Here is a 14,544-nt window from a genome sequence, read left to right as displayed (position 1 = left end):
TCTATCGTAGAATGCGGTTGCGCCGTGTGACCCGGTACGCTAATGTCCCGAAACGTTTAGATGAGACACCTTCCGTGACGACTGTCAGCAAACTCTTGATGCGCGTTATCAAGGCCCACGCCCGCTGGCGTTGGCGCGCCTGACTTTTCTCCTGCCGGACCCTCCGGCTTCGCAATACCCTGCCTTCAAACCGTGACGCCCCCGCTGCCGGATGATCATTTCAGTGATCGGGCACGCTGCGATGAAATCGGGCACGGATTTCGAAGGTTCGCACCAAGTCAGAATTCAAGAGGTTAAGCACACCATGCTGCTGATGATCGATAACTACGACTCCTTTACCTATAACGTCGTGCAGTACCTGGGCGAGCTGGGCGCCGATGTTAAAGTGATCCGCAACGACGAAATGACCGTCGCTGAGATCGAAGCCCTTAACCCGGAGCGAATCGTGGTTTCGCCAGGCCCTTGCACGCCGAACGAGGCGGGCGTTTCCATCGACGTGATCAAACATTTCGCGGGCAAGTTGCCGGTTCTGGGCGTGTGTCTGGGGCATCAAGCCATCGGCCAGGCCTTTGGTGGCGATGTGGTTCGTGCGCGTCAGGTCATGCACGGCAAGACCAGTGACCTGATCCACGAAGATCAGGGCGTCTTTGAAGGCCTGAAGCACCCACTGACCGTGACCCGCTATCATTCGCTGGTGGTCAAGCGCGAAACCCTGCCCGATTGCCTGGAAATCACCGCCTGGACTCAGCTTGAAGACGGTTCTGTCGACGAAATCATGGGCGTGCGCCACAAGACCCTGAACGTCGAGGGTGTGCAATTCCACCCTGAGTCGATTCTTTCCGAGCAGGGCCATGAGCTGTTCGCCAACTTCCTCAAACAGACCGGCGGCACGCGTCAGGGTTAAGGACACTTCGATATGGCAATGGATATCAAAACGGCGTTGGGCCGGGTCGTGAATCAACTGGACCTGACCACCGACGAAATGCGCGACGTCATGCGCGAAATCATGACCGGTCAGTGCACTCAGGCGCAGATTGGCGCTTTCCTGATGGGCATGCGCATGAAGAGCGAAACCATCGACGAAATCGTCGGTGCCGTTTCGGTGATGCGTGAGCTGGCCGATCAAGTTCAATTGCAATCGCTGGATCGCGTGGTCGACATCGTCGGCACCGGTGGCGATGGCGCGAATATCTTCAACGTTTCCACTGCCGCTTCTCTGGTGATTTCGGCAGCAGGCTGCACGGTCGCCAAACACGGCAACCGCGCGGTTTCGGGCAAGAGCGGCAGTGCTGATTTGCTGGAGGCGGCAGGCGTTTATCTGAACCTGACGCCGGTTCAGGTCGCACGCTGCATCGACAGCGTCGGCATCGGTTTCATGTTCGCTCAGACCCATCATCAAGCCATGAAGCATGCGGCGGGACCGCGCAAGGAATTGGGGCTGCGCACTCTGTTCAATATGCTCGGTCCGCTGACCAATCCGGCAGGTGTTAAACACCAGGTGGTCGGCGTGTTCAATCAGGCCTTGTGCCGCCCGTTGGCGGAAGTGTTGCTGCGTCTGGGCAGCAAGCACGTGCTAGTGGTGCATTCGCAGGACGGTCTGGACGAGTTCAGTCTCGCCGCGCCGACCTTCGTCGCCGAACTCAAGAACGGCGAAGTCACTGAATACTGGGTGCAGCCGGAAGATTTGGGCATGAAGAGCCAGAGCCTGTTCGGTCTGGTGGTGGACAGCCCGCAGCAGTCACTGGAGTTGATCCGGGACGCGCTGGGTCGCCGCAAAACCGAACATGGTCAGAAAGCGGCCGAAATGATCGTGCTCAATGCGGGCGCGGCGCTCTATGCTGCTGATCATGCCTCTACATTGAAAGAAGGCGTCGAGCTGGCCCACGATGCGCTGCACACCGGGCTTGCCCGTGAAAAACTGGAAGAGCTGGGTGCTTTTACAGCGGTATTCAAACAGGAGAATGAAGGATGAGCGTGCCGACGGTACTGGAAAAGATTCTGGCCCGTAAGGCCGAAGAAGTTGCGGCGCGCCGCGCCAGCGTCAGCTTGTCCGAGCTGGAAACCCTGGTCGCCACCGCCGACGCACCACGCGGCTTCGCCAACGCCTTGATCGAGCAGGCCAAGCGCAAGCAACCTGCGGTTATTGCCGAAATCAAGAAGGCGTCGCCGAGCAAAGGCGTGATCCGGGAGAACTTCCAGCCTGCCGAAATCGCCAAGAGCTATGAAGCGGGCGGCGCGACCTGTTTGTCCGTGCTGACCGACATCGACTTCTTTCAGGGCGCCGATGCTTACCTGAGAGAAGCCCGTGGGGCGTGCAAGCTGCCGGTCATTCGCAAGGACTTCATGATCGACCCGTATCAGATCGTCGAAGCTCGCGCCTTGGGGGCCGATTGCATCCTGCTGATCGTCTCGGCCCTTGATGATGTGCAGATGGCGGAGTTGGCCGCCGTTGCCAAGGCCAACAAACTTGATGTGCTGGTGGAAGTGCACGACGGTGACGAACTGGAGCGGGCCTTGAAAACCCTCGACACCCCGCTGGTCGGCATTAACAACCGCAACCTGCACACGTTCGACGTCAGCCTGGAGACCACACTGGACCTGCTGCCGCGCATCCCGCGTGATCGTTTGGTCGTGACCGAAAGCGGCATTTTGAACCGCGCAGACGTTGAGCTGATGGAAATCAACGAGGTCTATTCCTTCCTCGTTGGCGAAGCGTTCATGCGCGCCGAGAAGCCGGGTGTGGAATTGCAGCGTCTGTTTTTCCCGGAGAAGGGCACAGCGGCGATCAAGTCCAGCACGCTGGATTGAGTGATTGGAGCATTCGCCAAGACGACCCGTGCCAAAGGGGAGATTCTGTGGTGGCTGCTTAACGGCATTCGCCACCAAGGCGGCTCCCACAAACGCCACGCCGACTTCAATGGTTGTGCTCGACACTGAATCTGTGGGAGCCGGCCGGGCGGCGCTCCGCTTGCTGGCGAATGCGGTGGATCAGTAACGGAGTAATCCTCTGAGAGCCCGCTCACTCAAGACCGCGTTGAGGCTCATCAAGGATTTCTATGAACATGCGTGTAACCGACATCTGCGTAGAAGCAGGCCTCAAGGCCGAACAGGATCTATTGGCTTCCGTCTGCGCCGGTGATGCCGATTACGGGCTGTTGTTCTGGCGCCCCACCGATCATGCGCTGGTCATGCCTCGTCGCCTCAGCCGCCTCGAAGGCTTCACCGAAGCCAGCGAAACACTGGCCGACATCGGCTGGCCCATTCTGTTGCGCGAAAGCGGCGGCGAACCGGTTCCGCAATCCCCGGCCACTGTAAACGTCGCGCTGGTCTATGTTCAGCCTACGACCGACCACGATCGCGATCGCATCGAAAATGCCTACATGCGTTTGTGTCAGCCCATGCTCGACGTGTTGAGCGAATTGGGTGGCGCCGCGTCTTTGGGTGAAGTCGAAGGGGCGTTTTGTGACGGTCGCTTCAACGTTAACCTGAATGGTCGCAAGATGGTGGGCACCGCTCAGCGCTGGCGTCAGAGTCAAGGTGGGCAGCGCCCTGTGGTGCTCGCCCATGGCGCGATGCTGCTGGACAATGAGCGGGTCGACATGGTCAATGCCGTCAACCGCTTCAACGAGATGTGCGACCTTGAGCAGCGTTGCCGCGCTGACAGTCACATTGCCTTGCATGAGTTGTTCGCCGCCCCCGATTTTCTCGACCGGTTGGGTGAGCGCTACGCGGACGTTTTCGCCCGCTTGTAACTGCGCGGTCAGCGAGTGCCGTAGACCACCATGGTCTTGCCGCGTACGTGCACCAGCTTTTGTTCTTCCAGCGACTTCAACACGCGCCCCACCATTTCACGCGAACAACCTACGATACGACCAATCTCTTGGCGTGTGATCTTGATCTGCATGCCGTCGGGGTGAGTCATCGCATCGGGCTGTTTGCAAAGGTCCAGCAGGCTGCGGGCGACACGACCGGTGACGTCGAGAAACGCCAGATCGCCGACTTTACGCGTGGTATTGCGCAGGCGTTCAGCCATTTGTCCGCCCATGGCGTACATCAGTTCAGGATCGTGCTGACTCAGTTCGCGGAATTTGGCGTAGGTGATTTCAGCCACTTCGCACTCGGTTTTGGCACGCACCCAGGCACTGCGTGAACCGCTGTTCACGGGTTGGAAAAGGCCCAATTCACCGAAGAAATCCCCGCTGTTGAGGTAGGCCACGATCATTTCGCGCCCGTCGCTGTCTTCGATCAGAATCGTGACCGAGCCCTTGATGATCAGATACAGCGATTCGGATTGCTCGCCCGCACAAATGATGTTGCTCTTGGCGGGACAGCGACGCCGTTGGGCGTGGGGAAGAAGTTTGTCGACCAGCTTCACTTTGTTCGGAGGGGTCATGGCAACCATAGAGGTATCCCGTAAAAAACTGCGCCCTGCGGCATTCTTATAGGTATCGGCAGTATTTCCGATTTGTCGCAGTTCGGCAGCGGCAATTAGCCATTTTTTCAGAAATTTCCTACATTTCTGTCGCTTATCGGCATTTTCTGACCCGCTCAGCGACACCTCGACCTTGTGCTAAGCTGGCCGCCTTTTTCAAACATGGGAGTCCTGGGGATGAAAGCGCGTATTCAATGGGCGGGTGAGGCCATGTTCCTCGGCGAATCGGGCAGCGGCCATGTGGTCGTGATGGACGGCCCGCCTGAAGCCGGTGGCCGCAACCTGGGTGTGCGCCCGATGGAAATGGTGCTGATTGGCCTGGGCGGTTGCAGCAACTTCGACGTCGTCAGCATCCTCAAGAAAGCACGTCAGCCGGTTGAAAGCTGCGAAGCGTTTCTGGAAGCCGAACGCGCCACCGAAGACCCCAAGGTGTTCACCAAGATCCACCTACATTTCGTGGTCAAGGGGCGTGGGCTGAAAGAGACGCAAGTGAAGCGTGCGATCGAGCTGTCGGCCGAGAAATATTGCTCGGCGTCGATCATGCTGGGCGCGGCGGGCGTTGAGATCACCCACGACTACGAGATCATCGAGCTGGGTTAAGGGCTCTTGTTGATATGCTGTGGGAGCCGGCTTGCTGGCGAAAGCCGGCTCCCACAAGAGCTGCGTTGGCCGCACAGAACTACCTTCAGATGCGATACGTGCTCTTGGTCATCACCTTGGCCAGCAAACTCATCCCGAATTTGACTGGAGCCGGGAAGCGGTAACCGCCTGCCTCGATGGCACCTTCAGCGTGCTGCTCTTCATCTGTGCGCATCTGTTCCAGAATCGCCCGAGACTTTTCATCCTCTACCGGCAACTGCTCCAAGTGCTCGTTCAAGTGCTTGCACACCTGATCTTCGGTAGCGGCTACAAAACCGAGGCTCACTTTGTCGCTGATCAGACCGGCCATTGCGCCAATCCCGAACGACATCCCGTAAAACAGCGGATTGAGCACGCTGGTGTGGCTGCCCAGTTGGCGAATACGTTGCTCGCACCACACCAGATGGTCGATCTCTTCCTCAGCGGCGTGTTCCATGGCCTTGCGCACATGGGGCAACTTGGCCGTGAGGGCCTGGCCCTGGTACAGCGCTTGAGCGCAGACCTCGCCGGTATGGTTGATGCGCATGAGGCCGGCGACATGTTTGCTGTCGGTCTCGCTCATCTTCGAATCAGGCTGGACGATGGCCGGCGACGGACGATGGGAATGCGCGCTGGCAGGCAGCAGCGTTTTCATCGCGGCATCGGCTTGCAGAAGGAAACGGTCGATAGGGGAGTAGTGACGTTCGGTAGCCATGGGCACCTCCGGATAAATCCACGGCGGCCAGTCTACCTCAATCAATGTGACGAGGCTTGTCTTGCGTCAGCCCGCCGGAGCGCCAGATAGACGCTCGGCGGATGTAACTCGTTGAAATCGCGACTCAGCCCGGCGGCCAGGTCATCTGACGCTTGCCCAACACGTGCATGTGAATGTGATAGACGGTCTGGCCGCCTTTCTCATTGGTGTTCATGACCACGCGGAATCCGTCCTCGCAACCTTGCTCTTTGGCCAGACGCTGCGCGGTGAACAAGATGTGACCCAACAGGCCTTTGTCCTCTTCAGTGACGTCGTTCAGGGTCGCGATGGGCTTTTTCGGGATGACCAGAAAATGGATCGGCGCCTGAGGGGCGATGTCGTGGAAGGCCAGTACCTGGTCGTCTTCATAAATGATCTTCGCCGGGATTTCCCGGTTGATGATCTTGGTGAACAGAGTTGTCACAGCCGTGTGTCTCCTTATGAGAGGAATGAGCCGAGTGTACTGAGCAGCTCCTGCTGCGCCCAGCCATTTCTTTGCGGTCGTGCGTTCAGATCGGTGTCCGGGATTTCAGCATCGAGCCCCAGATTTTGCGCGTGAGCCAGCGGCCAACAAGCCGAGGCAGGCGGGTCATGAACCGATTGCGCCAGCCCGGAATGATGATCGCCCGATTCTTGTCGAGCGCGCGCACGGTATAGAGCGCGATCTCTTCAGCGGTCATGGTCTTGTCATCGGTGAATTTATCAGCGTTCAACTGTGCGGTCCGGAAGAACGACGTTCGTGTCGGGCCAGGGCACAGCACGGAGATCTTTACCCCGGTTTTTTTCAGCTCTTCGCGCAGGCCTTCCGAAAAGTGCAGCACAAACGCCTTGCTCGCCGCGTAGGTGCTCATCCACGGGCCGGGTTGAAAACCCATGATTGAGGCAACGTTGAGGATTTGTCCGCCACCCTGCACTGCCATCAGGTTGCCGACGGTGTGACACAGACGAGTCAGCGCCAGCACGTTCAAGTCGAGCAAATCCTGTTCTTGCGCCCATTCCTGAGCCAGAAACGGTCCGCTGTTGCCGATGCCTGCGCAGTTCACCAGCAGGTCGATTTGCCGTTCGCCATCCTCCAGCTCCAACAAGAAACCGGACAGCCGCAGCGGCTCCCCCAGATCGCAGGCACGAAACAGCACCTCCACGCCAAAGCGTTGGGTGAATTCGATCGCGATGCTTTCCAGCATGTCCCGGTGGCGGGAAACCAGAATCAAAGGGCGACCACGACGGGCCAAGGCTTCGGCAATGGCCAGGCCAATGCCGCTGGATGCGCCTGTGACCAAGGCGTAACGGGTCATGCAGTTCTCCAATGAGCGTGTTGCGAGTGTCGAAACAGCATCCTTGCTGCCAGGCAGTTATTGATTATCGTCGGTGTCGGATGGGTCGTCGGCCGGGTCTACCGGAACGACCGGCTGTGCAGCGCTGTCGGCGTCATCGTCATACGGCAACGATTGTTCGTATTCGCCGGTGGTGATTTCGACTTCGTCTTTGACTTTCTGTAAGCCGCCTGTCAATCCACCGATAAACACCAGCACCAGGAAGATCAGCCAGAGCGCGGCGAGGCACTTTACGCCTTTATTATTGGGTGGCGGCGGTGGGCCGTAGCGGTTCGGGCCACTATTGCCGGGAATGACCATCATCAGAAACGGAAAGAAGCTGCCCACGAAGGGCACGAGGTTGAGCAAGAGCAGCCACGCCGACCAACCGGCATCGTGCAGCCGTTGTGCGCCCATCTGGATGCTGACGACGATCAGCGCAACGAGCAGCACTGCGCCTAATAGGCCTCCCGCCACCAGTGACAGGCTCATGATGCCGAAGCACAGAGCGGCGAGCAGCAGACCCACGAACGTCAGTACCATGGTCCAGGCCAGGTAGCGTAGCCGACCAATTCGACCCTGAACGGTGAACACCTTGAGTTCACCCTCGGTTGGCCAATCCGGGGTGACAGATGACCGGGGTGGTGCGTAAGGCGATGCGGCAGGTTCGAGGGACGGCTTCACTGGCGCGGGTTCTTCGATTTCTTCAAGGGTCCAGGCGACAGGCTGCTCGGACTCGATCCGCGCGTCCACGCCCGCGTCGTTCAACGCCTTCAGGTAGCGCTGCGCATCATCGTGAGTCAGGCCACGTTTGACAATAATCGGCTTGCCCGTGAACAACCGGTCTACGCCGGAAACGTCGCTTTTGAACAGTTGCGCCAGATTCAGGCGCGCGGTTTCCAAATCGACACCCGTTCGCAGTTGTCCCTCGAAAACGATCTTGAAGTGCTCGGCCATGCTTGGCTTCCTTGTCAGGGGTTAAATGCGTCTCTTGTCTGAGATCAGAACGGCTTGACGACTACCAGAATGACGATCGCCAGCAGAATCAGTACAGGGATTTCATTGAACCAACGGTAAAAAACGTGACTGCGGCCGTTTTCGCCCCGAGCGAAGCGCTTCACTTGGGCGCCGCACATGTGGTGATAGCCGATCAGGATCACCACCAATGTCAGCTTGGCGTGCAGCCAGCCCTGCTGGAGATAGCCGGGGATGAGTGTAATCAGCCAGATACCAAACACCAGCGTGGCGATCATCGCCGGTCCCATGATGCCGCGATACAGCTTGCGCTCCATGGTGCAGAAACGTTCACGGCTGACCGCGTCCTCGCTCATGGCGTGGTAAACGAACAGGCGGGGGAGATAGAAGAGGCCGGCGAACCAGCAGACGATGGAAACGATGTGCAGTGCTTTTATCCACAGATAGAGCATTTTGGTTTTTTCCAGGATCACGGTGGCGCAAATAGTAGTGGCTCGTGTGCCCGTACGTCACGTTCACGGTTGTCCCAAGGGCGTCTGGCTCATATTATCAGCGGCTTTCCAGTGGTTTCGTTGAGGGCAGGTTATGGTCAAGGTCGGTATCGTCGGTGGCACGGGTTACACCGGCGTCGAGTTGCTGCGTCTTCTGGCACAACATCCAGAAGCTGAAGTGGTTGCGATCACTTCGCGCTCCGAAGCAGGTCTGCCAGTGGCCGACATGTATCCAAACCTGCGCGGTCATTACGACGGGCTGGCGTTCAGTGTTCCTGATGTAAAGGTGCTGGGCGCTTGCGACGTGGTGTTCTTCGCCACGCCTCACGGTGTCGCCCACGCGCTGGCGGGCGAACTGCTGGCGGCGGGCACCAAGGTCATCGACCTGTCCGCCGACTTCCGTCTGCAAGATCCGATCGAATGGGCCAAATGGTACAACCAGCCTCACGGCGCGCCAGAGTTGCTGCCTGAGGCGGTGTACGGCCTGCCTGAAGTCAATCGCGAAAAAATCAAGGGTGCTCGCCTGATCGCCGTTCCGGGTTGCTACCCGACGGCGACTCAACTGGGCTTCCTGCCGTTGCTCGAAGCGGGGCTGGCCGATCCGACACGCCTGATCGCTGACTGCAAGTCCGGCATCAGCGGCGCAGGTCGTGGTGCCAGCGTTGGTTCGCTCTATTCCGAGACCAGCGAAAGCTTCAAGGCCTATGCTGTGAAGGGGCATCGCCATCTGCCGGAAATCAGCCAGGGTCTGCGCCGCGCAGCGGGTGGGGATATTGGCCTGACTTTCGTGCCGCACCTGACTCCGATGATTCGTGGTATTCACGCGACACTGTATTCGACCGTGGTCGACAAGTCCGTCGATTTGCAGGCGCTGTTTGAAAAGCGCTATGCCAATGAGCCGTTCGTCGACGTGATGCCTGCGGGCAGCCACCCGGAGACGCGTAGCGTTCGTGGCGCAAACGTCTGCCGTATTGCCGTTCACCGTCCACAGGATGGCGACCTGGTGGTTGTGCTGTCGGTCATCGACAATCTGGTCAAAGGTGCGTCGGGGCAAGCGGTGCAGAACATGAACATCATGTTCGAACTGGATGAGCGCCTGGGCTTGTCTCATGCGGGCATGCTGCCCTGACGGCAGCTTCAAGTCGTAAGCGGCAAGCTTCAGGAGAACGTCAGGTCGTATGCATTTCGCTTGCAGCTTGTCGTTTGAAGCTTCCAGCTGTACTCGGAATAGTTGACCGGTTTTCTAGGACAAGCGGATAATGGCCGTCATTACGCATTATGACGGCTTACCGCCGGGAGATATCGAGCATGAGTGTTGAATCCTTCACACCTACGGCTCTGGAATTCACGCAAGGTGCAGCGCACAAAGTGAAAACCCTGGTCGATGAAGAGGGCAATGACCGCCTCAAGTTGCGTGTATTCGTGACCGGTGGTGGCTGTTCCGGTTTCCAGTACGGCTTCACCTTCGATGAAGATGTGGCCGATGATGACACCATCGTTGAGCGTGAAGGCGTCAGCCTGGTGGTCGACCCGATGAGCTTCCAGTACTTGGCAGGCGCAGAGGTGGATTATCAGGAAGGGCTGGAAGGCTCGCGTTTCGTGATCAAAAACCCAAATGCTGCCACAACCTGTGGTTGCGGGTCGTCGTTCTCGATCTGAATCGTGTCTGCGCAAAAAAAGCCCGCATCGCTGCGGGCTTTTTGCATTTTGCACTGAGGTCAGGCGGGATAGATCGCACCCAGTACCCGCAGGCCTTTGGCGCCAGTCACGCTTGGGCGGTTGGCAGGGACGCTTTCCAGCGCGCAATGCGCCAGCCAGGCGAAGGCCATTGCTTCGACCCAGTCAGGATCAACACCGAACTCGGCAGTGCTGGACACTTTGGTGTTTGGCAGCAGCGCAGCCAGTCGAGCCATCAGTGCCTTGTTGTGAGCGCCGCCACCACAGACCAGCAACTCTTTGGTCTGAGCCTGAGCCGACTGTAGCGACTCGGTGATGCTGAGTGCCGTCACTTCCAACAGCGTGGCCTGCACGTCTTCAGGCTTCAATGTCGGTAACTGGAACATGTGGTGATGAACCCAGCCAAGGTTGAAAACCTCACGACCGGTGCTTTTCGGACCACGGGTCTGGAAGAATTGATCGCTCAGCATCGACTTCAACAGGTCAGCGTTGACCGACCCGCTCGCACCCCAAGCCCCATCCTTGTCATAACTCAATCCGCGTTGGGCCTGAATCCAGGCATCGAGCAACACGTTGCCCGGGCCTGAATCGAAACCGGATACGGGTTTGTCGATCTCGATCAGACTGAGATTGCTGAAACCGCCGACGTTCAGGACCGCACGATAGTCTTTGTTGTCATCGAACAGTGCTTCATGGAACGCGGGCACCAAAGGCGCGCCCTGGCCACCCGCCGCGATGTCACGCTTGCGGAAGTCGCTGACGACGGTAATGCCCGTTAGTTCAGCAAGCAGGGCAGGGTTACCAATCTGAATGGTGAAGCCGCGCGCCGGTTCGTGACGAATAGTCTGACCATGGCTGCCGATGGCGCGAATCTCTCCGGCGGAAACATTCTGTTTGTCCAGTAGCGCAAGCACGCCCTGGGCCGCGAGATGCACCCATTTCTGTTCGGCGATACCCGCGCGGGCCAGTTCGTCCGGGCCACTGGCGCACAACCCGAGCAGTTCGGCGCGCAGATCATCCGGCATGGGAATGTAATGAGTGCCGAGCAAGCGTGGGCGGTCACTCTGTTCTACGAGCGCGAAGTCCAGTCCATCAAGACTGCTTCCGGACATTACACCTACATATAAAGTCATGGGTCAGCGCTTACTCGAGGCCAGCATGGTGGCCTTTTCCTGGTCCATGCGTGCCATCAATGGCTGGCTCTCTTGCATGAACCGCTGTTTTTCGGACTTGGCGATCGGGTCTGCCATGGGCAGCTTCTGACCCAGCGGGTCAACGTGAACGCCGTTTACCTGAAACTCGTAATGTACATGCGGACCTGTCGACAGGCCGGTCGTTCCAATATAGCCGATGACCTGACCTTGCTTGACCACTGAGCCATTCTGAATGCCTTTGGCGAAGCCCTGCATGTGCCCATAAAGGGTGCGATAGGTTTCGCCGTGCTGAATGATCACCGTGTTGCCGTAGCCGCCGCGACGTCCCGCCAGAATGACCTTGCCGTCGCCAGTCGCCTTGATCGGTGTGCCGCGAGGTGCAGCATAGTCGATCCCTTTGTGGGCGCGGATCTTGTTCAGAATCGGGTGTTTGCGGCCCATCGAGAACAGCGAACTGATGCGCGCGTATTCAACCGGCGTGCGGATGAACGCTTTACGCATGCTGTTGCCGTCCGCGGTGTAGTAGTTGGTGTTGCCTTGCTTGTTGGTATAGCGCACGGCGGTGTAGGTCTTGCCGCGGTTAGTGAAGCGGGCGGACAGAATGTTGCCGGTGCCGACAGTCTTGCCGTTGATGACTTTCTGCTCGTAGATCACATCGAATTCGTCACCCTTGCGGATGTCCTGCGCGAAGTCCACGTCATAGCCGAAGATGTTGGCCATATCCATGGTCATGCTGTGACTCAGGCCAGCGCGCTGGGCCGATTGCGACAACGAATTGTTGATCACGCCATGAACGTAGGCTGTGCGCACGTTAGGTTTGCTGACATCGCGAGTAAACGTGTAGCCCTTTTCCGTTCTGGAGAGGCTGATGCTTTCCAGATCATTCAGCTTGCTGTGCAGTTGCTTGAGATTGCCGTCTGGCGTCAGCTCGAACTGCAGGACCTGGCCATTTTTCAACTGGCTAAACTGTTTGGCCTGTTTGTCGCTGGCCATGACTTCATGGACAGCCGCAGGCGGCAAACCCACTTTCTCGAACAGGGTCGAGAGCGTGTCACCTTTGGCGACGACGACTTCCTTATGGTTGGGGCCTTTTGCGGCGGCGACAGCCTTTTTGGCGGGCACAGTTTCAGGTTCCGTCTTGGCTGTGTCGTCAGTCGCGTCGTCGCCATTGTCGATTTGTGCAAATGGAGATTCAGCGGGGAGTTCTGTGGCCTGAGACTGATCTTGAGCGTCTTGTTCTTGCTTCAACTGCTCAATCGGGGTTTCTGGTTCGAGACTGAGGCTGGTTTTCTTGGCTTCGACATCGCTGGATGGGAAAACCAGAAGGGCCAGGCTCAGCAGGGCCGCGATACCGCTGGCTGCGAGCAGGTGGCTCTTCGGATAAAGCGGGGGCGCTTTAGGCGGAGTGTCGTTCATAAGTGATTTTGACTTTGAAAAAAGATGAAATGGAAAAGATGAATGACATGATGAAGATGAAATAACTGTATAAAATATAACCAAATCATGCCTGAGGCAAGCTCGCGTGCGGATCGCTCCCCGATTCGTCGCATGGCTGTTTCCGGAACTTGTATTTGGGCGGTGATCTTGTATGGTTGTTTCCCTTTGAAATAGGGCATTACGGGGCGGTTATGAAGTCGGTTGAAGAGCAGTTGGCGCTGATCAAGCGCGGCGCGGATGAACTCCTGGTCGAGTCCGAACTGGTCGCGAAACTCAAACGTGGTCAGCCTCTGCGCATCAAGGCCGGTTTCGACCCTACGGCGCCGGATTTGCACCTCGGGCATACGGTGCTTATTAATAAGCTGCGCCAGTTCCAGGACCTGGGGCATCAGGTCATCTTTCTGATTGGCGACTTCACCGGCATGATCGGTGACCCAAGCGGCAAGAGCGCGACCCGTCCTCCGCTGACTCGCGAGCAAGTGCTCGACTTCGCCGAAACGTACAAGTCGCAGGTCTTCAAGATTCTCGATCCAGCCAAGACCGAGGTGGCGTTCAACTCCACGTGGATGGATCAAATGAGTCCGGCCGACTTCATTCGCTTGTCCTCCCAATACACCGTTGCGCGCATGCTTGAGCGCGATGACTTCGACAAGCGATACAAGTCGAACCAGTCCATCGCTATCCACGAATTCCTTTACCCATTGGTGCAGGGCTATGACTCTGTTGCCTTGCGCGCTGATGTGGAGCTGGGTGGTACTGATCAGAAGTTCAACCTTCTAATGGGGCGTGAGCTTCAGCGCGCTTACGGTCAGGAAGCGCAGTGCGTATTGACCATGCCGCTGCTCGAAGGTCTGGATGGTGTGAAGAAGATGTCCAAGTCCTTGGGCAACTATGTCGGTATTCAGGAAGCGCCGGGCGTCATGTACAGCAAGCTGGTCTCCATTCCGGATGCGTTGATGTGGCGCTACTTCGAGCTGTTGAGCTTCCGCTCAATGGAAGAGATCAATGCCTTCAAGGCCGATTGCGAGGCGGGTGCGAATCCGCGGGACGTCAAGATCAAGCTGGCGGAAGAGATCGTTGCTCGTTTCCATGGTGAAGAAGCGGCCGCTTCGGCGCATCGCTCGGCGGGCAACCGAATGAAAGATGGTGAGCTGCCGGAAGATTTGCCGGAGATTGCTGTGGAGGCTGCTGAGGATATGCCAATTGCTGCTGTTCTTAATAAGGCCGGGTTGGTGAAGAATTCTGCGATTGCTCGCGATTTGCTAGCGTCTGGCGGTGTGCGTGTCGATGGCGAGGTGGTTGATCGTGGCTTTATCTTCAAAGTGGGTGCGACCCATGTTTGCCAGGCTGGCAAGAAGGCATTCGGGCGCGTCACGTTGAAGTGAGAAAGGCATTGGCTATATAGATGCAAGAAAGGGGCGAGCCGCAAGGCTCGCCCCTTTGCTTTTGGGCTGTTTCCGACCGATATAACAAATAAGTAAAAATAAGGGTTGACGCCCCTGCAGATGTCTCTATAATTCGCCCCACTTCCGGCGCAGTCGGAACCGAAAACTCCTTGTAGATCAACGAGTTAACGGTTTCTAGATAGGGTTGGAAGTGCTTCGGTTTTCCGGCTTGTGGCTCGAATCGAAAGCGGTGAAAAAAGGGTGTTGACAGCAGCGAGTAACGCTGTAGAATTCGCCTCCCGCTAACG

The 14,544-nt window shown here is 57.7% G+C and carries 16 protein-coding genes; 8 read left to right on the top strand and 8 right to left on the bottom strand.

All coding sequences use genetic code 11. The features are described from left to right. The first annotated feature begins 304 nt into the window (after positions 1 to 304). From ACI5GA_RS13820 to ACI5GA_RS13805, 4 genes are all read left to right on the top strand, one after another. On the top strand, positions 305 to 904 hold the full coding sequence (locus tag ACI5GA_RS13820) for an aminodeoxychorismate/anthranilate synthase component II (protein WP_404640155.1): 600 nt from the start codon (positions 305 to 307) through the stop codon (positions 902 to 904). Between the two features lie 18 nt (positions 905 to 922). Beyond that, positions 923 to 1,972, top strand: coding sequence for an anthranilate phosphoribosyltransferase (trpD, locus tag ACI5GA_RS13815; RefSeq protein WP_404640219.1), 1,050 nt, complete (start codon positions 923 to 925; stop codon positions 1,970 to 1,972). Next, complete coding sequence (gene trpC, locus ACI5GA_RS13810; protein ID WP_404640153.1) at positions 1,969 to 2,808, top strand: indole-3-glycerol phosphate synthase TrpC; 840 nt, start codon at positions 1,969 to 1,971, stop codon at positions 2,806 to 2,808. The genes trpD and trpC overlap by 4 nt, the downstream gene beginning before the upstream one ends. Positions 2,809 to 3,056: 248 nt before the next feature. Next, positions 3,057 to 3,752 (top strand): lipoate--protein ligase family protein, encoded by a 696-nt coding sequence (locus tag ACI5GA_RS13805; protein ID WP_421423004.1) that lies wholly within the window; start codon positions 3,057 to 3,059, stop codon positions 3,750 to 3,752. Positions 3,753 to 3,760: 8 nt separating this feature from the next. Here ACI5GA_RS13805 and crp read toward each other — a convergent pair whose 3' ends face one another. After that, the gene (crp, locus tag ACI5GA_RS13800) at positions 3,761 to 4,402 is read right to left on the bottom strand and encodes a cAMP-activated global transcriptional regulator CRP (RefSeq protein ID WP_404640149.1); all 642 of its coding nucleotides are present in this window, start codon (positions 4,400 to 4,402) and stop codon (positions 3,761 to 3,763) included. 207 nt (positions 4,403 to 4,609) lie between these two features. On the opposite strand from crp, the gene ACI5GA_RS13795 reads away from it, so the two are divergent. Continuing rightward, on the top strand, positions 4,610 to 5,032 hold the full coding sequence (locus ACI5GA_RS13795; protein ID WP_404640147.1) for an OsmC family protein: 423 nt from the start codon (positions 4,610 to 4,612) through the stop codon (positions 5,030 to 5,032). 85 nt (positions 5,033 to 5,117) lie between these two features. On the opposite strand, the gene coq7 is transcribed toward ACI5GA_RS13795, so the two are convergent. The 5 genes from coq7 to hemJ all read right to left on the bottom strand — a co-directional run bounded on the left by coq7 (position 5,118) and on the right by hemJ (position 8,544). After that, positions 5,118 to 5,765, bottom strand: coding sequence for a 2-polyprenyl-3-methyl-6-methoxy-1,4-benzoquinone monooxygenase (gene coq7, locus ACI5GA_RS13790; protein WP_404640145.1), 648 nt, complete (start codon positions 5,763 to 5,765; stop codon positions 5,118 to 5,120). A 124-nt stretch (positions 5,766 to 5,889) separates the two neighbouring features. Next, positions 5,890 to 6,228: a histidine triad nucleotide-binding protein gene (locus tag ACI5GA_RS13785; RefSeq protein WP_274136442.1), complete on the bottom strand. Its 339-nt coding sequence runs from the start codon at positions 6,226 to 6,228 to the stop codon at positions 5,890 to 5,892. Between the two features lie 85 nt (positions 6,229 to 6,313). Next, entirely contained in the window at positions 6,314 to 7,099 is a 786-nt protein-coding gene (locus tag ACI5GA_RS13780) for an SDR family NAD(P)-dependent oxidoreductase (protein ID WP_404640143.1), read from the bottom strand. A 57-nt stretch (positions 7,100 to 7,156) separates the two neighbouring features. After that, the gene (locus ACI5GA_RS13775; RefSeq protein ID WP_421423003.1) at positions 7,157 to 8,074 is read right to left on the bottom strand and encodes a DUF805 domain-containing protein; all 918 of its coding nucleotides are present in this window, start codon (positions 8,072 to 8,074) and stop codon (positions 7,157 to 7,159) included. Positions 8,075 to 8,118: 44 nt separating this feature from the next. Continuing rightward, positions 8,119 to 8,544: a protoporphyrinogen oxidase HemJ gene (gene hemJ / locus ACI5GA_RS13770; protein WP_421423002.1), complete on the bottom strand. Its 426-nt coding sequence runs from the start codon at positions 8,542 to 8,544 to the stop codon at positions 8,119 to 8,121. A 133-nt stretch (positions 8,545 to 8,677) separates the two neighbouring features. Between hemJ and argC the strand changes: the two genes are divergently transcribed. Beyond that, the gene (argC, locus tag ACI5GA_RS13765; protein WP_421423001.1) at positions 8,678 to 9,712 is read left to right on the top strand and encodes an N-acetyl-gamma-glutamyl-phosphate reductase; all 1,035 of its coding nucleotides are present in this window, start codon (positions 8,678 to 8,680) and stop codon (positions 9,710 to 9,712) included. Positions 9,713 to 9,891: 179 nt separating this feature from the next. Then, positions 9,892 to 10,242: an iron-sulfur cluster insertion protein ErpA gene (gene erpA / locus ACI5GA_RS13760; RefSeq protein ID WP_074752191.1), complete on the top strand. Its 351-nt coding sequence runs from the start codon at positions 9,892 to 9,894 to the stop codon at positions 10,240 to 10,242. A gap of 59 nt (positions 10,243 to 10,301) precedes the next feature. Here the strand turns inward: erpA and ACI5GA_RS13755 are convergent, their stop codons facing one another. Beyond that, positions 10,302 to 11,393 carry an anhydro-N-acetylmuramic acid kinase gene (locus ACI5GA_RS13755; RefSeq protein ID WP_404640135.1) on the bottom strand — a complete coding sequence of 364 codons (1,092 nt, stop codon included), beginning with the start codon at positions 11,391 to 11,393 and terminating at the stop codon, positions 10,302 to 10,304. A 3-nt stretch (positions 11,394 to 11,396) separates the two neighbouring features. Further along, positions 11,397 to 12,830, bottom strand: coding sequence for a peptidoglycan DD-metalloendopeptidase family protein (locus ACI5GA_RS13750; RefSeq protein ID WP_421423000.1), 1,434 nt, complete (start codon positions 12,828 to 12,830; stop codon positions 11,397 to 11,399). A 212-nt stretch (positions 12,831 to 13,042) separates the two neighbouring features. Between ACI5GA_RS13750 and tyrS the strand changes: the two genes are divergently transcribed. Continuing rightward, complete coding sequence (gene tyrS, locus ACI5GA_RS13745; RefSeq protein WP_421422999.1) at positions 13,043 to 14,236, top strand: tyrosine--tRNA ligase; 1,194 nt, start codon at positions 13,043 to 13,045, stop codon at positions 14,234 to 14,236. The last annotated feature ends 308 nt before the right edge of the window (positions 14,237 to 14,544 follow it).

Origin of the sequence: Pseudomonas sp. Pseu.R1 (assembly GCF_045764065.1) — a bacterium.
Taxonomy (GTDB): domain Bacteria; phylum Pseudomonadota; class Gammaproteobacteria; order Pseudomonadales; family Pseudomonadaceae; genus Aquipseudomonas.
The sequence above is the reverse complement of the archived record's forward strand: the minus strand, read 5'-3'. Positions and strand labels throughout refer to the sequence as shown.